General features: G+C 69.4%; 19 protein-coding genes. 7 read left to right on the plus strand and 12 right to left on the minus strand.

The features are described from left to right. Positions 1 to 10: 10 nt before the first annotated feature. Together CFB39_RS24320 and CFB39_RS24325 are read right to left on the minus strand one after the other, a co-directional pair. On the minus strand, positions 11 to 850 hold the full coding sequence (locus tag CFB39_RS24320; protein ID WP_089474752.1) for a class II aldolase/adducin family protein: 840 nt from the start codon (positions 848 to 850) through the stop codon (positions 11 to 13). A gap of 33 nt (positions 851 to 883) precedes the next feature. Then, a complete protein-coding gene (locus CFB39_RS24325) occupies positions 884 to 1,969 on the minus strand; it encodes an LLM class flavin-dependent oxidoreductase (RefSeq protein ID WP_089474753.1) in 1,086 nt (361 codons plus the stop codon). A gap of 306 nt (positions 1,970 to 2,275) precedes the next feature. Between CFB39_RS24325 and CFB39_RS24330 the strand changes: the two genes are divergently transcribed. Further along, positions 2,276 to 3,628, plus strand: a complete 1,353-nt coding sequence (locus CFB39_RS24330) for an acyl-CoA dehydrogenase family protein (protein ID WP_089474754.1) — start codon at positions 2,276 to 2,278, stop codon at positions 3,626 to 3,628. Positions 3,629 to 3,698: 70 nt separating this feature from the next. Here CFB39_RS24330 and CFB39_RS24335 read toward each other — a convergent pair whose 3' ends face one another. Continuing rightward, positions 3,699 to 4,673: a LysR family transcriptional regulator gene (locus CFB39_RS24335; protein WP_179257725.1), complete on the minus strand. Its 975-nt coding sequence runs from the start codon at positions 4,671 to 4,673 to the stop codon at positions 3,699 to 3,701. A gap of 17 nt (positions 4,674 to 4,690) precedes the next feature. On the opposite strand from CFB39_RS24335, the gene CFB39_RS24340 reads away from it, so the two are divergent. Beyond that, positions 4,691 to 5,257 (plus strand): cysteine dioxygenase, encoded by a 567-nt coding sequence (locus tag CFB39_RS24340; RefSeq protein WP_089427616.1) that lies wholly within the window; start codon positions 4,691 to 4,693, stop codon positions 5,255 to 5,257. Between the two features lie 110 nt (positions 5,258 to 5,367). Beyond that, entirely contained in the window at positions 5,368 to 6,996 is a 1,629-nt protein-coding gene (locus CFB39_RS24345) for a rhodanese-related sulfurtransferase (protein WP_089475651.1), read from the plus strand. Between the two features lie 64 nt (positions 6,997 to 7,060). Here the strand turns inward: CFB39_RS24345 and CFB39_RS24350 are convergent, their stop codons facing one another. Then, the gene (locus CFB39_RS24350; protein WP_089474755.1) at positions 7,061 to 8,206 is read right to left on the minus strand and encodes a glycerophosphodiester phosphodiesterase; all 1,146 of its coding nucleotides are present in this window, start codon (positions 8,204 to 8,206) and stop codon (positions 7,061 to 7,063) included. 376 nt (positions 8,207 to 8,582) lie between these two features. On the opposite strand from CFB39_RS24350, the gene CFB39_RS24355 reads away from it, so the two are divergent. Together CFB39_RS24355 and CFB39_RS24360 are read left to right on the plus strand one after the other, a co-directional pair. Next, the gene (locus CFB39_RS24355; RefSeq protein ID WP_089474756.1) at positions 8,583 to 9,647 is read left to right on the plus strand and encodes a phytoene/squalene synthase family protein; all 1,065 of its coding nucleotides are present in this window, start codon (positions 8,583 to 8,585) and stop codon (positions 9,645 to 9,647) included. Positions 9,648 to 10,137: 490 nt separating this feature from the next. Further along, the gene (locus CFB39_RS24360) at positions 10,138 to 11,352 is read left to right on the plus strand and encodes a porin (protein WP_089474757.1); all 1,215 of its coding nucleotides are present in this window, start codon (positions 10,138 to 10,140) and stop codon (positions 11,350 to 11,352) included. A 224-nt stretch (positions 11,353 to 11,576) separates the two neighbouring features. Here CFB39_RS24360 and CFB39_RS24365 read toward each other — a convergent pair whose 3' ends face one another. The 8 genes from CFB39_RS24365 to CFB39_RS24400 all read right to left on the minus strand — a co-directional run bounded on the left by CFB39_RS24365 (position 11,577) and on the right by CFB39_RS24400 (position 19,573). After that, positions 11,577 to 13,073: an efflux transporter outer membrane subunit gene (locus tag CFB39_RS24365; protein WP_089474758.1), complete on the minus strand. Its 1,497-nt coding sequence runs from the start codon at positions 13,071 to 13,073 to the stop codon at positions 11,577 to 11,579. 10 nt (positions 13,074 to 13,083) lie between these two features. Further along, positions 13,084 to 14,238, minus strand: coding sequence for an ABC transporter permease (locus CFB39_RS24370; RefSeq protein WP_089474759.1), 1,155 nt, complete (start codon positions 14,236 to 14,238; stop codon positions 13,084 to 13,086). Further along, positions 14,235 to 15,194, minus strand: a complete 960-nt coding sequence (locus CFB39_RS24375) for an ABC transporter ATP-binding protein (RefSeq protein WP_089474760.1) — start codon at positions 15,192 to 15,194, stop codon at positions 14,235 to 14,237. The genes CFB39_RS24370 and CFB39_RS24375 overlap by 4 nt, the downstream gene beginning before the upstream one ends. Continuing rightward, positions 15,191 to 16,165, minus strand: a complete 975-nt coding sequence (locus tag CFB39_RS24380) for an HlyD family secretion protein (RefSeq protein WP_089474761.1) — start codon at positions 16,163 to 16,165, stop codon at positions 15,191 to 15,193. The genes CFB39_RS24375 and CFB39_RS24380 overlap by 4 nt, the downstream gene beginning before the upstream one ends. Next, complete coding sequence (locus CFB39_RS24385; RefSeq protein WP_089474762.1) at positions 16,162 to 16,869, minus strand: TetR/AcrR family transcriptional regulator; 708 nt, start codon at positions 16,867 to 16,869, stop codon at positions 16,162 to 16,164. The genes CFB39_RS24380 and CFB39_RS24385 overlap by 4 nt, the downstream gene beginning before the upstream one ends. Before the next feature lie 255 nt (positions 16,870 to 17,124). Further along, positions 17,125 to 17,547, minus strand: coding sequence for a cupin domain-containing protein (locus CFB39_RS24390; RefSeq protein ID WP_089474763.1), 423 nt, complete (start codon positions 17,545 to 17,547; stop codon positions 17,125 to 17,127). Positions 17,548 to 17,557: 10 nt separating this feature from the next. Then, entirely contained in the window at positions 17,558 to 17,995 is a 438-nt protein-coding gene (locus CFB39_RS24395) for a carboxymuconolactone decarboxylase family protein (RefSeq protein WP_089474764.1), read from the minus strand. Between the two features lie 93 nt (positions 17,996 to 18,088). Continuing rightward, on the minus strand, positions 18,089 to 19,573 hold the full coding sequence (locus tag CFB39_RS24400; protein ID WP_089474765.1) for a PLP-dependent aminotransferase family protein: 1,485 nt from the start codon (positions 19,571 to 19,573) through the stop codon (positions 18,089 to 18,091). Between the two features lie 318 nt (positions 19,574 to 19,891). Here CFB39_RS24400 and CFB39_RS24405 point away from each other — a divergent pair, with 318 nt between their 5' ends. Both CFB39_RS24405 and CFB39_RS24410 read left to right on the plus strand, forming a co-directional pair. Beyond that, complete coding sequence (locus tag CFB39_RS24405) at positions 19,892 to 20,809, plus strand: LysR family transcriptional regulator (RefSeq protein ID WP_089474766.1); 918 nt, start codon at positions 19,892 to 19,894, stop codon at positions 20,807 to 20,809. Positions 20,810 to 20,965: 156 nt separating this feature from the next. Beyond that, positions 20,966 to 21,715, plus strand: a complete 750-nt coding sequence (locus tag CFB39_RS24410; RefSeq protein WP_089427602.1) for an SDR family oxidoreductase — start codon at positions 20,966 to 20,968, stop codon at positions 21,713 to 21,715. Positions 21,716 to 21,771 lie beyond the last annotated feature (56 nt).

Raw genomic sequence — 21,771 nt, forward strand, 5'->3', positions numbered from 1 at the left:
GGAAAGGCGCTCAGTCGAGCAGGTCGGGTTCGTCGGCGACGACGCGCGCGAACAGGCTGTCGAATGCGTGCAGCGCGCCGTCGGGGCCGCCGATCTGGCCGTGCGTGTGGCGCGCGGTCGCGTGATCGATCGGTTGCGGCGTGCCGGCCGCCTCGGCCAGCAACTGCGTGTGCGCGGCATTGTCGAGCGCGATGTACCACCATGCGGCGGCCTCGACCGTCGGGCCGGCGCTCAGGATCCCGTGGTTCTTCAGGATCACGCCCTTGTGCGTGGTGCCGTCCGGCTTCGCGAGCGCGTCCGCGATCCGCGCGCCTTCGCTCGTGTCGACGACCATCCCCGTGAAGTCGTCGAATAGCGCGTGGTCTTCGTAGAACACGCAGGCGTCCTGCGTGAGCGGATCGAGCGGGCGGCCGAGCGTCGACCACGCCTTGCCGTACGTCGAGTGCGTATGCGCGGCGGCGACGATGTGCGGATGCGCTTCGTGGATCGCCGCATGGATCGCGAACGCGGCCTTGTTCAGCGGCCGCGTGCCGATCGCGGTTTCGCCGCGTGCGTTGACGAGCAGCAGGTCGGACACCTTGATCTGCGAGAAATGCACGCCGAGCGGGTTCACCCAGAAGTGGTCCGGCAGCTCGGGGTCGCGTGCGGTGATGTGGCCGGCGAGCCCCTGTGCGAAGCCGAAGCGGGCGAACAGGCGGAATGCGCCCGCGAGCCGTTCCTGACGGTGACGGCGCTCGGCGGCGACGTCGATGCGCGGTGCCGGCGGATCGAACCAGAAATGCTGGCGCGGCGCTTCGGCGAGTTCGAGACCCGATGCGGTGCGGACGGGCGAGGCAAGGACGGCGGACATGATGGCGGATGGCTCCAATAGGCTTCGTTGGGCTCAGGCCGCGCGGCGTGCCGCGTCGCGGGCGGCGACGGCGCTGCGCACGCGCGGAATCAGTTCGCGGCCGTAGTCGATCGCGTCTTCCAGCGGATCGAAGCCGCGGATCAGGAACGTCGTGACGCCGAGGTCGTAGTAGTCGAGCAGGGCGTCGGCGACCTGTTCGGGCGTGCCGACGAGCGCCGTCGAATTCGAGCGTGCGCCGGTGAGCTTCGCGATCTCGGTCCACAGCCGCTTGTCGACGCGCGAGCCGCGTTCGGCCGCGGCGAGCAGGCGGCGCGCGCCTTCGCTCTGCTGCGGGCCGCCGGCGCCGAGGCCGGCCGCTTCGCGCAGCCGGCGCGTTTCGTCGAGGATGCGATGCGCGCGCGCCCATGCTTCGTCCTCGGTCGCGGCGAGGATCGGGCGGAACGACACGGAGAAGCGCACCTGCCGGCCGTGCTTCGCGGCTTCGGCGCGCACGCGCGTGGTCAGGTCGCGCACCTGGTCGAGCGATTCGCCCCACAGCGCGTAGACGTCCGCGTGCTTGCCGGCCACTTCGAGCGCCGCTTCCGATGCGCCGCCGAAATAGATCGGCACATGCGGCTGCTGGAACGGCTTCACGTCCGAAAAGCCCTGCTTGAACCGGTAGTGCGCACCGTCGTGATCGAACGGCTGCGCTTCGGTCCAGATCCGTCGGAGGATGCCGAGGTATTCGTCGGTGCGCGCATAGCGTGCGTCGTGATCGAGGAAATCGCCGTCGCGCTGCTGTTCGCTGTCCGAGCCGCCGGAGATGAAGTGCACGGCGAGCCGGCCGCGGCTGAACTGGTCGAGCGTCGCGATCTGCCGCGCGGCGAGCGTCGGCGCGGTGAAACCCGGGCGATGCGCGAGCATGAAGTGGATCCGCTCGGTCGCGGCCGCCGCGAACGCGATCGTCAGCGTGGCCGACGGGCCGGTCGAGTGGTGCGGCACGAGGATCCGGTCGAAGCCGGCCGTCTCGTGGGCGCGAGCAAAGTCGCGCACGTAATCGGGATCGACGACGGGGCCGGACGGCGGATGGATTTCCGACTGCTTCTGGCTCTGGATCATGCCGATGAATTCGACGCTCATCTGGGTCTCCGGTGCAGGGACGTCCCGGCGCACGGCCGGGCAGGAATGGAGCGCAGGTTAACGCCGGGATCATGCGAAACGGAAATAATCAATCCCGAATTGAATATCAGATTTGCATGGTTTGGGCGGGGGCGCGCTGCGCATACGCTGTGGGCTCACGAAAGATCGGGCGCGCGGGCGCCAGCGAATCCGGCGCCGCGCGTTCCGGATCGCCGGCTTCATCAGAAACCGCGCCGCGTGGCGATCGATTGCCGCTATTGCCGCCTGTCCGTATTACTTTGCGTATTGCCCAGGGAATCCGTCTCGATGTCCGCCAGCCTTGCCGCTTCCTCGCCAGCGCCGCAGCCGCGTTCGCTGCGCCTCCTGTCCACCGACGATGTCGACGCCGACGGCGCCCGCGTCGCCGCGCTGCTCGATCGCCTCGCGCCGGAGCTGGCCGCCGACGCGGCCCGCAACGACGCTGACGGCCGCTTTCCGCACGAGAACTTCGCGCGGCTGCATCGCGCGGGGCTGATCGCGCAGGTCGTGCCGCGCGAGCATGGCGGCGCCGGTGCGACGCTCGCGCAGGCGAGCCGGATCGTGGCTGCCGTCGCGAGCGCCGACCCGGCGACCGCGCTGGTGCTGACGATGACCTACCTGCAGCATCGCGCGCTCGGTCGCGCCGACAACCGCTGGCCGGCGCAGGTCCGGCGGGCGGTATTCGACAGCGCGGTCACCGAAGGGGCACTGATCAACGCGCTGCGCGTCGAGCCCGCGCTCGGTTCGCCGTCGCGCGGCGGCCTGCCGGAAACCATTGCACGGCGCGACGGCGACGGCTGGCGATTGTCCGGCCACAAGCTGTACAGCACCGGGATTCCGGCGCTGCGCTGGCTGGCCGTGTGGGCGCGCACCGACGAGCCGGTGCCGCGAGTCGGCGTGTTTCTCGTGCCGCGCGACCGCGAGGCGGACGGCGATCGCATCCGCGTGATCGAAAGCTGGAACCACCTCGGCCTGCGTGCGTCAGGCAGCCATGAGGTCGTGTTCGACGACGTGCGGCTGCCGGCCGATCACGCGGTCGACGTACGCGCACCGGACGCATGGGCCGTGTCGGCGGCGACCCATGCGGATGCCGACGCGCAGGCCGACCAGCAGGCGTGGATGGTCGCGCTGCTCGGCAGCCTGTACGACGCGGTGGCGCGTGCGTCGCGCGACTGGCTGGTCGGGTTCGCGACGACGCGTGCGCCGAGCGGGCTGGGCGCGCCGCTGGCGACGCTGCCGCGCGTGCAGGAAGCGGTCGGCGAAATCGAGGGCTGGCTGCATGCGAACCGCGTGCTGCTCGACGATCACATCGCGCGCACCGACGCGGGCCATGCGCCGACGGTCACGACGAGCGGCCTCGTCAAGCGGACCGTGACCGAGCACGCGATCCGCGTGGTCGAGCAGGCGTTGAAGCTGTCGGGCAATCACGGGTTGAGCCGCGCCAATCCGCTCGAACGTCACTATCGCGACGTGCTGTGCAGCCGTGTGCATACGCCGCAGGACGATGCGATCGCGGTGGCGGCGGGGCGTGCGGCGCTCGAAGCGGCGAGCCGGAGTGAGGTGAAGCGCGCAGCGAAGGGCGAGACGGAGACGAGCGGGGCGCCGGTCAACGAGACCGAACGCGGCCGCAACGATGCGTGATGGGAGCGGGGCTGGCGCGGGCGCCAATCGGGCGGCGCGATTCCGACGATTGCGACGCCGCCCGATCCGGTCAGGCAGCCTTGCCGTGCGCCTGCTCCGGCAACGCGAACGCGGTGCGCGCATGCGCGGCAACGGCGGCGAGCGGCGCGTCGAAGCGGGCCGCATCGTGCCGGCGCAGCAGCCACAGATCGATCTGCGGCTTGAAATCGGCGAGCGGCACGATGTCGAGCGCATCGCGCAGCGGGCTGCCTTCGACGAGCGGCAGCGGCATCAGCCCGATGCCGAAGCCGTTCGCGACGCTCTGCAGCTGCAGGTCGCGGCCGTAGGTGTCGAGCGTGACCGGCATCGGCAGGCCCTGCGCGTCGAGCGCGCGCCGCAAGCCCGCACGAAAACCGCAGCCGTCCGGATTGAGCACCCAGCCACGCGCGTGGCAATCGGCGAGCCGGTAGCTGCGGCGCGGCCAGTCGCCCTTGCGGCCGACCGCGACGAGCCGCGTGGCCAGCAGCCGTTCGCCTTCGACCTGCGCCGGCAACACCATTTCGCGCGCGAGGAACACGAGTGCCGCATCGAGTTCGCGCCGGGCGACGCGCTCGACGAGCATGCCGCCCCAGGCGGTCGTGACCTGCGTCGCGAGCGCGGGCCATTGCGCGGCGAGTTCGGCGATCAGCGCGGGCAGCATCAGCTCGCCGAGGCCTTGCGTGAGCCCGATCCGGAATTCGCCGGCAGGCGGCTGCTCGCCGGCCGTCAGCTCGCGCAGCGCATCGACTTCGCGCAGGATCGCGCGACACTGCTCGAACACCCGCCGGCCGATGTCGGTCGGGCGCGGTGGCTTGGTGTTGCGATCGAGCAGGGTCACGCCGAGCGCTTCCTCGAGATTCTGGACGCGCCGCGTGATCGCGGGCTGCGTCATCCCGAGCTCGGCCGCGGCCTGGCTCAGGGTCTGGCAGCGGACGACCGCTGCAAAAGCGTCGATATCGCTAATTTTCATGTTTGTTCTGCATGGTATTTCGGGTGCATCATGACGATCCATCATATTCGGCATCATATTCGAGGAGTCAGCCGATGAGTACGCTTTCGTTGCATCAGACGCCGCTGCGGCCGTTCGTCGACGGTCTGGGCGCGTTGCTCGCGTCCGGCGCGAACGAGGCGCGCATCCTCGACGAGGGTGGTGCGCTGCTCGCCGCGCTCGTCGAACACGACGACTGGTTGCCCGACGCATTCGCGCAGCCCGACCCCGCGCGCTATCGGCAGTACCTGCTGTATCTCGACCCGGACGAGCGGTTCTCGGTCGTCAGCTTCGTGTGGGGGCCGGGCCAGACGACGCCGATCCACAACCACACGGTGTGGGGGCTGATCGGGATGCTGCGCGGCGGCGAGTTCTCGCAGCCGTACCGGTTCGACGCGGCGGGCCGGCCCGAGCCGGCGGGCGACGCCGTGCGGCTGCGGCCGGGCGAAATCGAGGCCGTGTCGCCGCGCATCGGCGACGTCCATCGCGTGACCAACGCGTTCGACGATCAGGTATCGATCAGCATCCATGTGTACGGCGCGAACATCGGCAAGGTCGAGCGCGCGGTGTTCCTGGACGACGGCACCGTGAAGCCTTTCGTATCGGGCTATTCGAACGCCTGATGCAGTTGCCCGCCTGGGTGGCCGGTTGCCGGCACGTGCCGGCGGGCACAAGATTCATCCGTTCCGCTTTCTTCACCGACTTCAACGCATTCAATCAAGACAGAGACACCGTGACGCAATCCGCCGACTCCACCTCCCGCTTTCCCGTCGTGTCGTACCAGGACGTGCGCGCCCGCCTGCTGGCCCGCGACGAGATCGCGCTGATCGACGTACGCGAGGAAGATCCGTACGCGCAGGGCCACCCGCTGTGGGCCGCCAACTTTCCGCTGTCGAAACTCGAGCTCGACGCGTGGACGCGGATTCCGCGCCGCGATACGCCGATCGTCGTGTTCGGCGAAGCCGGCGGCGAGGATCTCGCGCCGCGCGCGGCCGCCAAGCTCGCGCAGCTCGGCTACACCGACGTGCGGCTGCTCGACGGCGGCCTCGCGGGCTGGCTCGCCGCGGGCGGCGAACTGTTCATCGACGTGAACGTGCCGAGCAAGTCGTTCGGCGAATGGGTCGAGGCCGAGCGGCATACGCCGTCGCTGTCCGCGCAAGAGGTGCAGGCGCTGATCGACGCGAAGGCCGATGTCGTGATCGTCGACGCGCGCCGTTTCGACGAATACCAGACGATGAACATCCCGACGTCGACGAGCGTGCCGGGCGCGGAGCTCGTGCTGCGCGTGCGCGCGCTCGCGCCGAACCCGGCGACGCAGGTGATCGTCAACTGCGCGGGCCGCACGCGCAGCATCATCGGCACGCAGTCGCTCGTCAACGCGGGGCTGCCGAATCCGGTCGCCGCGCTGCGCAACGGCACGATCGGCTGGACGCTCGCGGGCCAGACGCTCGAACGCGGCGCCGCGCGACGCTTTCCGGACGACATCGACGCGACGCAGCGCGCCGACGCACGCCGGGCGGCGCGCGCGGTGGCCGAGCGCGCGGGCGTGCCGCGCATCGCGCTCGCGGATGTCGCCGCCCTCGACGCGCCGGGCCGCACGCTGTACCGCTTCGACGTGCGCACGCCGGAGGAATATGAAGCCGGCCACCTGCCGGGCTTCCTGAGCACGCCGGGCGGCCAGCTCGTGCAGGAGACCGACCATCACGCGGCCGTGCGCGGCGCGCGAATCGTGCTCGCCGACGACGACGGCGTGCGCGCCGACATGACCGCGTCGTGGCTCGCGCAGATGGGCTGGGACGTGCGGGTGGTCGAACCGGAGGACGGCACGGCGCAGTTCGGCGAGCGCGGCCAGCCGCCGCGCGACGTGCCGGCGACGCCGAGCGTGGCGGAAGTGTCGCCCGCGACGCTCGCGGGCTGGATGAAGGAGGCCGCGCCGGGCGAGCTGGCGATCGTCGACGTGACGGCCAGCGCGAACTACGTGAAGCGACATATCCCCGGTGCGTGGTTCGCCGTGCGTGCGCAGTTGCGCGATGCGCTCGCGGCGATTCCGCCCGCGAAGCGCTATGTGTTCACGTGCGGGTCGAGCCTGCTGGCGAGGTTCGCGGCGGACGACGCCCGCGCGTTGCTGCCGGCTTCGGCCGACATCTCGGTGCTCACGGGTGGCACGGCCGCATGGATCGACGCCGGGCTGCCGCTTGAAAGCGGCGAGACGCATCTGGCCTCACCGCGCGTCGACCGCTACCGGCGCCCGTACGAAGGCACCGACAACGCGGCGGCCGCGATGCAGGCGTATCTCGACTGGGAGTACGGACTGGTCGATCAGTTGAAGCGGGACGGCACGCATCACTTCAACGTGATCTGACCGATGCGGCGCAACCGGGCGCGGCGCGTCGTGCGTCATGCGTCGTGCCCGGTCAGCGCGCCTGTCAGCGCTTGAACGTATCGACGGCCGTGCGGCCGACGGCCGGATCGTCGGTGAAGAAACCGTCGATGCCCGCGCGCAGGTACGCCTGGATCTCGCGCACCGAGCCGGCCGGGTTGCGCGTGGCCGGCGTGCCGCCATCCTTCAGCGACGCGGGCAGGAAGTTGTTCTCCGGACGGAACGTGTACGGATGCACGACGAGGCCGGCCTCGTGCGCGTAGCGCACGTACGGCGTCGGCTGCTGCAGCGTGCCGTCCGCGGCGACCGCGATGATCGACGTCTTGTACGGGCCGACGCCGTTCGCATAGGTCGCGATCTCGCGCATGCCGTCGCGCGTCGACAGGTCGCCATAGGTGCGTTTGTCGTTCGCCTTCACGAAGTCGTACGGGCGCTGGCCGGCTTCGTCCATCAGCTGCACGAGCTTCCAGTTCGGCTGGCTCGACTTGATCCGGTTGCGGATCGTCTTCAGGTTCGCGACCTCGAACGACTGGATGTAGACGGTCGCCGTGCGTGCCGTGTACGAATCCTTCAGCAGCGCATCGACGAGACGGTCCTCGAGCGGCAGGCCGATCGACTGGAAGTAGGTCGGATGCTTGGTTTCCGGATACAGGTGGATCGTGCGGCCGGTCTGCGCGGACATCTGCTTCGCGAGCGCGACGATCTCGTCGAACGTCGGGATCTCGAACTGGTCGTTGTACGCGGTGTTCGCGGGGCGCACCTGCGGAATGCGTTCGCGGGCGCGCAGCGTCTTCAGCTCAGCGAGCGTGAAATCCTCGGTGAACCAGCCCGTCAGCTCCGCGCCGTCGATCGTCTTGGTCGCCTTGCGGCTCGCGAACTGCGGCAGCGTCGACACGTTCGTCGTGCCCGAGATCTCGTTCTCGTGTCGTGCGACGAGCACGCCGTCGCGGGTCGACACGAGGTCGGGCTCGATCACGTCCGCGCCGTCCTCGACCGCCTTGCGGTACGACGCGAGCGTGTGTTCGGGGCGCAGCGCGCTCGCGCCGCGATGGCCGACCACCTGGACCTTCGCGGAAATCGGCTGGGTGGGATCGGACGCGACGTCGTCGTCACCACCGCACGCGGCGAGCAGGAGCGCGGCGGCACAGGCGAACGGAACGTAGCGCAGGGAGGTCGGGCGCTTGAAGAGCATGTCGATGAACCTTCGAAACGAGAGTCGGAAAGGGACGATCGATCCGGCGATGCGGCTGTCGTGGCGTGTCGCACGGAGTCGAATGGGACGCGATCGTCGCACCGAATAATTACATATGTATTACTCGTGCCTTTCTGTTATCTATTTTTAGGGTGCGATGCCCGCGGCGGGGCGGTTGACCGCAGTCTGGCGTGGGAGGCATTCCGGCCGTCTCGGGCAGGCTGCGCGCAGGATGCACTAAACTTGCGGGAATTTTGCATCGACGCGCCGGGGCCAGACGCCCGTCTGGCACGACGATGCGGCGACTCGCGGGCCGGCGCGGGCGCCCGGCGCCCGTGTGCGTCCGGGGCCCGCGCCGGCCGATTTTTCCCGACCCATGACGACTCGAACCGATTCCGCTTTCCTGCTCGGCGACCTGCTGAAGAACGTTTCCCGCTCCTTCTACCTGACGCTGCGTGTGCTGCCCGACGGCATGCGCGACCCGGTCGGCCTGGCGTACTTGCTTGCGCGCGCGGCCGACACGATTGCCGATACGGCGCTCGTCGCACCCGATCGCCGGGCCGCGTTGCTGACCGACCTGCGCGACGAGGTCGAGCGGCTCGGCGACGGCGTCGCGCTGTCGCGGGCGCTCGAGGACGTGACGCGGATGCAGACCGATTCGCACGAGCACGTGCTGCTCGGCTCGATCGAGCCGATGCTCGCGCTGCTGCGCACGCAGCCGGACGCCGACCGCGCATCGATCCGCAAGGTCGTCGCGACGCTGACGGCGGGGATGGTATTCGATCTGCGCACGTTCCCCGACGAGCAGTCGGGGCGCGTCGTGTCGCTGCCGACGCGCGGCGAACTCGACCGCTACACGTATCTCGTGGCCGGCTGCGTGGGCGAGTTCTGGACCGACATGACGGGCATGCACACGCCGGCCGCGCGCCGCTGGAACCTGCCGGACATGTGCGAGAAAGGCATCCGTTTCGGCAAGGCGCTGCAGATGACCAACATCCTGCGCGACTGCGGGAAGGACCTGCGCATCGGCCGGTGTTACCTGCCCGACGACGTGCTGGGTGCGCACGGGCTCGGCGTCGCCGACCTGATGGCGCCCGACGCGTCGGCGCGCGCGCGCGGCGTGCTCGTCGACCTGCTGCGCGTGACGCTCGACCAGTATCGCGACGCATGCACGTATACGCTCGCGATCCCGCGCCGCTTCGTGCGGCTGCGGCTCGCGTGCCTGTGGCCGATCATGATCGGCCTCGAAACACTCGAGTTGCTGGCCGGCAACGATGCGTGGCTCGATCCGGCAAAGCCGGCCAAGGTGCCGAGAAAGCGCGTCTACCGGATCATGGCGTCGTCGCTCGCGCTGGTCGGCTCGAACGCCGCGATTCGCGCGCGCCTCACCGCGCTCGCCGATGCCGTGAGCGCGCATCTCGCGCAGCCGGCCACGCGCTGATTCGCACTGAACGATGCCGGCGCGACAGGTGCCGGCATCGCCCCTCGGCCCGCGTTCGCCGGGCCATCACCGTCCGCCGCTTCACGCCTCGGCTAAAAACGTTTTCATTATTTCGTGTCGCGAAACGTGGGTGTCATGAACGTCAGCGATCCTTCGCGGCGGCGTGAATCGTGGTGTCAGCCACGGTCGCGCATTAGTAAGACGTATGTTGCCGAAGGCATCTGACGACATCCGACGGACGCGTTGCACCCGTAAAAATGTAAAGCTAGGGTTTTCACCGGGAAATGCCGGAAAAGCCCGCCGCGTAAGCGTTTTCAGGTGTTATGTAACCGCTTGGTGAACCCCTGCGTTGCGTCGATCATACGATGACCGACTGCGCGTGTTGGGAAATAATCGGTAATCCGTCAGAATCCCGTCGGCATGTACTCGCACATGTGTCAGTCATAAAACCACACCAGAAAAGAAATCATTCTTTGAGGACGGAGAATCAATGAAAAAGCGCGTCGCTTTCGCCATGACGGCAGTCGGTCTCGCAGCCGCTACCGCCGCCCACGCCCAGAGCAGCGTGACCCTGTACGGTATCGTCGACAACGGTCTGGCTTGGCAGAACAACTCGTCGGCCGTCGGCGCGACCACGGGTGGTCACTCGAAGGTGCAAATGTCCACCGGCGTGTGGGCAGGCAGCCGCTTCGGCCTGAAGGGCAGCGAAGATCTCGGCGGCGGCACGAAGGCGATTTTCCAGTTGGAAGCCGGCGTCAACACGGTTAACGGCTCGTCGCAGTGGACCAACGGCATCTTCACGCGTCAGGCGTGGGTTGGCCTGACCAACAGCACGTACGGTACGCTGACGGCCGGCCGCCAGTACACCGCGTACTACACGCTGCTGTCGCCGTACAGCCCGACGACCTGGCTGACCGGCTACTACGGCGCACACCCGGGCGATATCGACTCGCTGGATACGAGCTACCGCGCGAACAACTCGCTCGTCTACATGTCGCCGAAGTTCTACGGCTTCACGGTCGGCGGTTCGTACTCGTTCGGCGGCGTCGCAGGCGCGACGAACCGCGGCTCGACGTGGAGCGCGGCGATCCAGTACCTGAACGGCCCGGCAGGCATCGCGGTCGGCTATCAGAAGGTCAACAACGCGACGCTCGGCGGCGGCGTGTGGGGCGCGAACTCGACGGTCCAGAACGGCCTGACGGCATCGGGCGACGGCAACCAGCCGGCAGTTTCGTCGATCAACAACGGCTATGCCACGGCGCAATCGCAACAGCGTATCGCCGTGACGGCGGGCTACCAGTTCACGCCGGCATGGGACATCTCGGCATCGTACTCGAACGTCCAGTACACGCCGGGCACGGGTTCGGCGTTCCGCAACACGGCCATCTTCAACACGGCAGGTGCCGTGCTGCACTGGAAGGCAGCCGCTCAGTGGGACTTCGCAGCGGGCTACTCGTACACGGCGGCAACGCAGTCGAACGGCATCACCAGCTCGGCCAAGTACCACCAGGTCACGCTGTCGCAGTACTACAGCCTGTCGAAGCGCACGGGCCTGTACGCAGTTGAGGCTTACCAGCATTCGAGCGGCAACACGTTGAACGGCGGCAAGATCATCGCTGCAACGACGTCCATCGGCGACGGCGTGGGCGCAGGTTCGAAGCAGAACCAGATCGGCGTCGGCGTCGGCATGATCCACCGCTTCTAAATACCACGCGGCGCGTGAGCGCCGCTTACGGTATGCGGTTGAAGAACCGGCCTTCGGGCCGGTTTTTTGTTTGCGGTACGTATTGTGCGTATTCCGGTGCCGTCGCCGGCCGGCATCGACCGGATGCGGACGGCGACGAATGCCGCGCCAGACAAGCGCACCGCTCATGCGGTGCCCGGCGCGCAGACGGCAGCATCCGGCCCGTGCCAATGTCGTCCATCCGATCACTCCGCCGCGTCATCCGTCCAGCTCCCCGCCAGCGCCTGAAACAGCGCCGCCGTATCGGCGAGCCGGTCGGCCTGCGCGCGGGTACGGTCGAGCGCCGTCTGCAGCGCCTGCCGCTGCGCGTCGAGCAGGTCGAACGTGCTGATCCCGCCCGCCGCGTAACGGTCGCCGGCAATCCGGTTGCTGGCCGCCGCTTCCTGCGCGGCGGTGTCTCTCGCCTGCAATGTCGCCGCGTCGTGCTCGACCGCGCGCATTGCATCGGCCACCTGCTGCAGCGCCTCGAGCACGGTTTCACGGTAGCTCGCGAACGCCGCTTCGTACGCCGCTTCGGCCGCACGTTTCTTCGCGCGCAGTTCACCGCCGTGAAAGAGCGGTTGCGTCAGCCCGACGCCGACATTCCACACATTGAGCCCGCTCACGAGATCCGCGATGCGCGTCCGCTCCGAGCCGATTCCCGCCGAAATCGACAAGCGCGGATACAGGTTCGCGGTGGCCACGCCGACGTTCGCGCTCGCCTGGTGCAGCATGGCTTCGGCCGCGCGGATGTCGGGTCGTTCGCGCGCGAGCGTCGATGGCAGCGCGATGGGCAGCGTGCGCGGCAGCGCGAGCGCATCGAGGGAGAGGTCGGGCAGCGCGGCATCGGACGGCGCCACGCCGAGCAGGATCGCGAGCCGGTGGCCGGCCTGCGCGAGGCGGGCCTCGAGCGCTGGCAGCGACGCCTGCGTCTGCGCGAACAGTGCGCGTTGCGCATGCACGTCGGCCTGCGACACGCCACCCGCTGAGAAGCGCGCCTCGACGATGCGCAACTGGCGCGCCTGCGCATCGATCAGTTGCCGAGTGAGCGCGACCTGCTGCGCGAGCGACGCGCGCAGGATCGCGGTCGCGACGACGTTGCCCGCGAGCGTCAGGCGCGCGGCGTCGAGCGTGTACGCCTGGTAGTCGACCTGTGCGCGCAGCGCTTCGAGCGCGCGCCGGTTGCCGCCGAACACGTCGAGCACGTACGACACGCTCACCGACGCGTCATACAGCGTGAACGGCCCCGGGCTGGGCACGTTGGCGGGCAGGCCGAACGCAGTCGTATTGACCTGCTCGCGCGTGGCCGACAGGCTCGCATCGACTTTCGGCAACATCGTCGCGCCGGCTTCGGCCGCGTGGTTCTGCCGCGCTTCGTCGAGTCGCGCGCGGGCTTCCGCGAGCGTCGGGCTGTTGTGCCACGCGGTATCGACGAGGCGGTTCAGCGGTTCGGAGCCGAACTGCGTCCACCAGTGCCGCGGCGTATGCGCGGCCGATGCGAACGTCTGCGCGTCGCCAGTCGGGGCGGCAGTGGCGGCCGTCGTCGCGGGCGGCTCGCCGCGCGTGTAGTGCTGCGTGGCGGGCGCATCCGGCGCGTGGAAATCCGGCCCGACCGCGCATCCCGCGACGAGCAGCGCGGCAGCCAGCGCACAGCCGCGAGCAGCAGGGTCGACGCGGAAGGAGCGACGCGAAGCGGGTTTCATCGTGCGGCGCCTAGTCGAGCGTACGTCGGTAGAACCGCAGCGCGACGCCCATCACGACGACGGTGAACAGCGCGACCGGCCACACCGACGGCCACAGGTCGTTCCAGCCGTTGCCTTTCAGCAGGATGCCGCGCACGAGGCGGTTGAAGTAGGTGAGCGGCAGCAGGTTGCCGATGAATTGGGCCCACTTCGGCATCCCGGCGAACGGGAACATGAAGCCCGACAGCAGGATGTTCGGCAGGAAGTAGAACACCGCGAGCTGCATCGCCTGCAACTGGTTCTGCGCGAGCGACGACAGCGTGATGCCGACCGTCAGGTTCGCCGCGATGAACAGTAGCGCGGACAGGTAGATCGCGAACACGCCGCCGACGAACGGCACCTCGAACACGAAGCGTGCCGCGGCGACGATGATCGACACCTGGACCAGCCCGATCAGCACGTACGGGACGATCTTGCCCGTCATCACCTCGAGCGGCCGCACGGGCGTCGCGAGCAGGTTCTCCATCGTGCCGCGCTCGCGTTCGCGCGTGATCGCGAGGCCCGTCATCATCACCATCGTCATCGTCAGGATCACGCCCATCAGGCCCGGCACGACGTTGTACTGCGTGATGCCCTCGGGGTTGTACAGCCGGTGCAGCACGACGTCGAACGCGGCCGGGCGGCCGTTCAGGTGGGCGAGCGGGCCCGTCAGGTCCTTGTCCGCGACGGGCTGCACGAGGCCCGGCAGCGCGCCGATCGCCGACGCGGTCGCGACGGGATCGGTCGCGTCCGCCTCGACGAGCAGCGACGGACGCTCGCCGCGCAGCAGCCGCCGCGAGAAATCGGCCGGCACGCTCAGCACGAACTGCACGTCGCCGCGGGCGAGCGCATGCCGGCCGGCCGCCTCGTCGGGCAGCGTCTCGACGATGTCGAAGTACGCGGAATTGCGCATCGCGGCGATGAAGCTGCGCGCGAACGGGCTTGCATCGGCGACGATCACCGCGGTGGGCAGGTGCTTCGGATCGGTGTTGATCGCGAAGCCGAACAGCGTGAGCTGGATGATCGGCACGCCGACGATCATCGCGAACGTCACGCGGTCGCGCCGCAGCTGCAGGAATTCCTTCAGCACGATGCTCCACCAGCGGGCGACCGAAAACGCATCGCGCAGGCGCGCCCACGCGTTCATGACGACGCTCCGCCGGGCGGCCCGGATGCGCGGCCCATCATGTAGATGAAGACATCTTCGAGCCCGGTGTCGATCGGCGCGACCTGCAGCGCGGCAGACCCGTCGGCTTGTGCCGCGACCTGCGCGAGCGTCGCGTCGAGCCGGGCGGGATCGCGGCCGCTCACGTGCAGCGCCGAGCCGAACACGACCGTCTGGTCGACGTCCGGCATCGTGCGCAGCCGCGCGGACAGTTCGCTCAGATGCGCACCGGTGATCGCGCGGGTCACGAGCCCCTGCGACGCGACGATCTCCGCGGACGTCCCCTGCGCGAGCAGCTCGCCGTATGCGATGTACGCCAGCTTGTGGCAGCGCTCGGCCTCGTCCATGTAGTGCGTGCTGACGAGCACCGAGATCCCTTGCGCGGCCAGCCGGTGCAGTTCTTCCCAGAAGTCGCGGCGCGCGGCCGGATCGACGCCGGCCGTCGGTTCGTCGAGCAGCAATAGCGCCGGCTCGTGCAGCATGCAGGCGGCCAGCGCGAGGCGCTGCTTCCAGCCGCCCGACAGCGCGCCCGTGAGCTGGTCCGCGCGGCTCGCGAGGCCGAGCCCGTCGAGTGCGCGCGCGACGGCCGCCTTGCGGTCGGGCATCCCGTACACGCGCGCGACGAAGTCGAGGTTCTCGCGGATCGACAGGTCTTCCCAGTACGAGAAGCGCTGCGTCATGTAGCCGACGCGCCGCTTGATCTGCGCGCTGTCGCGCACGATGTCGTAGCCGAGGCAGGTGCCGCTGCCCGAGTCGGGCGTGAGCAGCCCGCACATCATCCGGATCGACGTGGTCTTGCCGCTGCCGTTCGGCCCGAGAAAGCCGAAGATCTCGCCGCGCGCGACGCGCAGCGACACGTCCTTCACGACGTGCTTGTCGCCGAAATGCTTGTTCAGGCGATCGACGTCGATCGCGTACGGTGCGGGCGGCGCGGTCATGGCACCCTCACGGCGACGGGCTGGCCCGGATGGAGCTTCGGCGCGTCGCCGGCGGCCGGGCGCGCCTCGATCATGAACACGAGCTTGGTCCGGCTTTCGTTGCTGTAGATCACGGGCGGCGTGTATTCGGCCTCGCTCGACACGTAGGTGATGCGCGCGGGCACGTCGGCCGCACAGCCGTCGCAGTGGATCGCGACCGTGCGCCCCGGCGCGAGCGAGGCGATCGCGGCCTCCGGGACGAAGAAGCGCACCTTCAGGTTTTGCGGCGGCAGCATCTGCACGACCGGATTGCCGGCCTGCACCCATTCGCCGACGCGGTACAGCGTGTCGTACACGCGCCCGGCGGCGGGCGCGGCGACGCGCTTCTGGTCGAGCTTCCATTGCGCCTCGGCGACCGCCGCCTGAGCGGCGTCGACCTGCGCGGCCTGCGCGGCGACCTGCTGCGCGCGGCCCGGCAGGCGCGCGACGTCGACCTGTTTCTGCAGTTCGCGCCTCTGCGCGGCGGTCGTTTGCGCGGACGTGCGCGAATCGTCGAGCTGCTGTTTCGACAGGCCGCCGGCGGCGTACTGGCTTTCGTCGCGCGCGAGTTGCGCGGCGGCTCGCGCGGCCTGCGCGGTGGACTGCGCGAGCTGCGCCTGCGTGACCGCGATTTCCGGCGGGCGCTTGCCGGTCTGCAGGTCGGCAAGCTGCGCGCGGGCGGCTGCAAGCTGGTGCTGCGCCTGCAGCAGCGCGGCCGTTTCGCTGACGGCTTCGAGCGAGAAGGCCGGCGTGCCAGCGGCGAGGGCCTGGCCGCGCGCGACCGACAACTGCGTCAGCGTGCCCGATTGCGACGACGACAGGTACACGAATTCGCCTTCGACGTAGCCCTGGTAGGTCGTGCCGTTGTTCGCCCGGCGTTCGCAACCGGCGAGCAGCGCGACGGCGGCGACGGCGGCGGCCAGCGCGAGCGACCGCGCGCGGGGCGCGTTCATGACGGCCTCCGCGGCGAGGGCGAGCGGGCCCGTGCGCGCGGCGCGGCGGCCGGCGGCTGCATGCCCGACCCGAGCAGCGCGCGGACGTGCCGGTGCAGCACGTCGCGGTCGATTGGCGGCAGGCCGCCGCGCGCGCTTTGCCACAGCTTTGCGGTCGCGAGCGGCAGCATCACCAGCGCGATGATCGAATGGAACAGGAACGCGGGTTCGAGCGCGGGGTTCAGCGTACCGGCCTGCTGCGCGCCGCGGATGCGTTCGGCGAAGCGCCCGACATGTTCGAGCGGAATGCGCCGGACCATCCGCTCGCGCAGCAATCCGCCCTCATGGATGATCTCGCGCAGCCAGATCGACGGCAGCCACGGCATGCGGTGCGTGACGTCGAAGAAGCGGTCGACGAGTTCGGCGACGAGCGCGAACGGATCGTTTTCGATCTGCGGCTCGGTCGGTCGCCACACGAACGCGATGACCTGCGCGAGCCGTTCCTCGACGATCGCGTCGAGCAACTGCTCGCGATTCGTGAAGTAGTAGTGAACCATCGCCGACGTGACGCCGGCGGCGGCGGCGATCTGCGCGACGGTCGTCGCGGCGATCCCGCGTTCGGCGAACAGCTGCATCGCGACGTCGAGCATGTGGTCGCGCAGGTCGAAATCGTCGACCGACGGGCGGCGCCCGCGCGGCCTGGCGACGGTGGATTTCGCGTTCATGAAATCGACGCTAATTGATGAGTTAGTTAATTTCAAGGAAGGGTTTCCGCCCGAGTTGATCGCGATCAGGCGAGCGTCGAAGGGGGACGCGGGTGGGCGAGGAGGCGACGTGACGCGGCGCGGTACGGCAAGCCGGTGGCGGCGTGTAGGGAGCAGCTAATGGAGAAGCGGGAGGCGTGGCTGACCCACGGTATGGAAAACCGGTCGCGAAGCGGGGGCGCGTGCCTGGACGATCGCACGCCCCCCGGAAAGCGGTTACTGATCGAGCGGCGACGTCAGCGGCACGTGTTCGCCGGTCAACCCGAATACGACGAGCTGAGCCGGCTCGGTCGCGCTCGCGTTGCGCGACACCGGGTGGCGCGAGCCGGGCGCCTCGTACCAGCCTTCGCCGGCGCGGTAGCGGTGCAGCGGGCCGTCGTTCACCTGCGACAGCACTTCGCCTTTCGACACGACCGCGAACACCGAGCCGAGGTGCCGATGGGCTTCGGAAGCCTGGCCGGGCGCATAGTCGACGGTCGCGACGACCGCGAGCTTGCCGGGCGCTTCGGGCACGGCCTGCTGCAGGATCGTGTGCACGTTGTCGCCGGTGTCGTGCGCCCGGGCAGCGGCCGGCAGCAGCGCGACGCCGGCCGCGAGCGAGGCGCACAGGGCGGCGCGACGGAGCGTGGCGTCCATCATCGTCGCCTCCTTACTCGGGCATCTTGCGGAACGCGATCGCGAAGCGGTTCCACGAGTTGATCGTCGCGATCAGCATCGACAGGTCGAACAGCTCCTCGTCGGTGAAGTGCGGCTTCACGGCTTCCCAGACGGCGTCGGGCACGTGGTGGCTGGCGACCAGCGTCAGCGCCTCGGTCCATTCCAGCGCCGCGCGTTCGCGCTCGGTGAAGAACGGCGTCTCGCGCCACGTGACGACGGTGGCCAGGCGGCGGTCGGTTTCGCCGCCGTTGCGCGCGTCGGTCGTGTGCATGTCGACGCAGAACGCGCAGCCGTTGATCTGCGATGCACGCAGGCGGACGAGTTCGGCGAGCGGCTTTTCGATCGAGCTCTTCGCGAGGAATTCCTCGGCGTTGCGCATCACCTTGATCGCATTCGGGCTGGCGGCGTAGAAGTTCAGGCGCGGTTGCATGGCAGGTCCTTTTCGGTGGGAGCGCACGATGGCGCGACAGGACCTACTTTAGGACGCATGCTGGCCTGCTTGAATGGCCAATTTCCGGTAAATTCAGGTAACCAGTGCCGAGCCGCCAATGGCGTCCGAACGCAGCAGGCCGGCCAGCGTCGCGAGCGCCGTGTCGATGCGCGGCGTGTCGATCCCGCCATAGCCGAACAGCAGCCCCGCACGGACCGGCACGCCGACGTGGAACGCCGAGATGCCGTACAGGCCGATGTCCTGCGAGCGGGCCGCGCGAACCAGCGCCGCTTCGTCGAGCCCCGGCTTCAGGTAGGCCGCCAGGTGGATGCCGGCGGTCGGCACGATCGCGTCGAACCACGGCGCGAGTTCGCCGCGCAGATGCGCGATCAGCATCTTGCGGCGCGCATCGTAGTGCTTCTGCACGCGCTTCAGGTGCCGCGCGAAATCGCCTTCGAGCATGAAGCGAGCGAGTGCGGCCTGCGTCAGCGTGCAGGTGTGCCAGTCGACGATCTGCTTCGCCTTGGTCAGCGCGCCGCGCAGCGCGCGCGGCGGAATCGCGTAGCCGATCCGCAGCTCCGGAAAGATCGTCTTCGAAAACGTGCCGACATACGCGACGAGGCCCGTGCGGTCGAGGCTCTTCAGCGATTCCACCGGCCGGCCCTCGAAGCGGAACTCGCCGTCGTAGTCGTCCTCGATGATCACCGCGCGGCGGCGCTGCGCCCACTCGAGCAGCGCGACGCGCCGGTCCAGCGTCATCGGCATCCCGAGCGGGAACTGATGCGACGGCGTCACGTAGACGAGGCGCGCGTCGTCGGGCAGCCGTTCCGTCACCAGCCCCTGCGCGTCGACCGGCACGCCGATCACCGTCGCGCCGAGCGACGCGAACGCGGCGCGGGCGGGCGGATAGCCGGGATCCTCGACCGCGACCACATCGCCCGGCCGCACGACGACGCGGGCGATCAGGTCGAGCGCCTGTTGCGCGCCTTGCGTGACGAGCACGTCGTCCCAGCCGCACGCGACCGCGCGGCTGAACGCGACGTAGCGCGCGATCGCGCCGCGCAATTGCGGATCGCCGGCCGGGTCGTGGTACCCGGCGGGGCCGCGCATCTGCTGGCGCAGCGCGTGATGCAGGCAGCGCCGCCACGCGTCGAACGGGAACAGCGCCTTGTCGGTCACGCCGCCGCGAAAGTCGAAGCCCGGCGTGTCCTGCGGCGCGGGCATCGCGAGCGCGTCGGGCAGGTCGTCCCACAGTGCACGCGCGTCGACCGCGTCGATGCGCGGCGTGTATTCGACGAGGGAGGGCGCCGACATGGCCGCGGCGTGCGGCACGCGCGCGAGGCCGTCGGCGACGAACGTGCCGTCACCGGCGCGCGTATTCAGGTAGCCCTCGGCGACGAGACGCTCGAACGCGTCGAGCGTCGTCTTGCGCGATACGCCGAGCTGTTTCGCGAGGTCGCGCGTCGACGGCAGCCGCGCGCCGCCGGCGAGCCGCCCGTCGACGATCGCGGTGCGCAGTTGCCGGAAGATCTGCCCGGTCAGGTCGTGACGGCCTTCGATGCGGATCGCGATGTCCATCGCAGTGGTTACCTCGATTGCCGAAATCTCGTGCCGATCAGCATACCGGAGGCGATGAACGAATGGGTGGTTCCGCGCGGCGTGACGGCTTCGCGGGTTTCGCTCGATGCACGAACCGGCCGCACGGTGCATGGCATCCCGGCAGGGCGACGCGGGCGGCCGGCGAACCCGTGCATCGTGCAACGCTGGCCCGGCGGCATTCGTCAGGGGTGACGGGCATCGTCAGCCGACGCCGCCCCATCGCTCGATTGGACCTCGGCCCGCCGCTGCCTTACGATCCACGACAGATCCACGACAACCCCACACCGGAGCGTGCCCATGCTGTCCGAAGACGAACTTGCGCTGCTCGACGCGATCCGCGCCACCGGCAGCCTGTCGCGCGCGGCCGCGCGGCTCGGCAAGGCGCCGTCGACGGTGTCGCACGCGGCGCGCCAGCTCGAAACGCGCTTCGACGCGCTGCTGTTCGACCGCCGCGGCTACCGGCTGCAGCTCACGCCGGCCGGCCAGTTGCTGACCGACGAAGCGGCGCGGCTGGCGCTGGACGTCGCGCGGCTGACGCAGCGCGTGCGGCAGGTCGCGAGCGGCTGGGAGGACCGGCTGTGGATCGTCAGCGACGAGGTGCTGGAGTTCGACACGCTGCTGCCGGTGGTCCGCGCGTTCGATGCGCTCGACTCGGGCGTGTCGCTGCGTTTCACGCACGAAGTGCTCGGCGGGACCTGGGAAGCGCTGCGCGACGGGCGCGCGGACCTGGTGATCGGCGCGACCAACGAGCCGCCGGCGATTCCCGGTTTCAAGTGGTTCGAGCTGGGCGCGATGGAGTGGGTGTTCGCGGTGTCGCCGCGCCATCCGCTGGCCGCCGTGAGCGGCGCGCTGACGCGGGACGCGATCGGTGCGCACCGGGCCGTCGTCGTCGCCGATTCGTCGCGGCGCGCGGCCGGCCGCGCATATGGCCTGCTCGGCGGGCAGGCCGTGCTGGCGGTGCCGTCTATGCGCGCGAAGATCCTCGCGCAGCGCGACGGGCTTGGCGTCGGCTGGGTGCCGCGCCGGCGCGTGGCGTCGCTGCTCGCGGGCGGCGAACTCGTGGAAAAACAGACGGCCGATCCGCGCGAGCCGAACCTGCTGTATGTCGCATGGCACGGCGACCGGGACGGCCGCGCGCTGCAATGGTGGCTCGAGCAATTGCGCGAACCGCGGCTCGCGCAGCGCCTGCTCGACGGCATCGACGTGGCCGGCTGACGCGGCGCGGAACCGGACGGAACCGGGCGTTCGAGTCCATCCGCCCAAACACGTTCGACGATTTCGAACATGTTCGTCACGCCCGTCGTACGGCATGACCGGGCGCCGCGCGCATCCTGTGTTCACGGTCAACTCACCGGTTCACAGGAGAACATCATGCAACGCTTCGAAGGAAAGACGGTCCTCGTCACGGGTGGCAACAGCGGTATCGGCCTGGCAGCCGCCAAGGCATTCGCGGCAGAAGGCGCACGCGTCATCATCACCGGGCGCGATGCGCAGACGCTCGAGGCCGCGCGGCAAACGCTCGGTGAAGGCGCGCTGGCGATCCGCAACGAGGCCGGCAGCGTCGCGTCGGCCCGCGCGCTGGCCGATGCGATCGCATCGGCGGGGGCACGGCTCGACGCCGTGTTCATCAACGCGGGGGTTGCGAAGCTCGCGCCGTTCGCCGACAGCGACGAGGCCATGTGGGATCTCGTGTTCAACACCAACGTGAAGGGCGCGTATTTCCAGATCCAGTCGCTGGTGCCGCTGCTGAACCGCGGCGCGTCGATCGTGATCAACGGCTCGATCAACGCGCACATCGGGATGCCCGGCTCGTCGGTGTATGCGGCGAGCAAGGCGGCCGTCAATTCGTTCGCGAAGACGCTGTCGGCGGAGTTGCTGCCGCACGGCGTGCGCGTGAACGTCGTGAGCCCCGGGCCCGTGCAGACGCCGCTCTACGGCAAGCTCGGATTTGACGCGGCCACGCTCGACGAAACGGCAGAGAAGATCAAGGGCCTCGTCCCGGTCGGCCGGTTCGGCACGCCGGATGAGATCGCGTCGACGGTGCTGCACCTCAGCGCGCCGGAATCCGCGTTCATCGTCGGCGCGGAGATCATCGCGTCGGGCGGGATGGGCTTGCTCTGATCGGCGGGGCTCCGGCGGGGGCTGCAACCGACCGGCGTGATGCCGGTCGGACAGCC

The sequence above is a fragment of the Burkholderia sp. AU6039 genome (assembly GCF_002223365.1).
GTDB lineage: Bacteria > Pseudomonadota > Gammaproteobacteria > Burkholderiales > Burkholderiaceae > Burkholderia.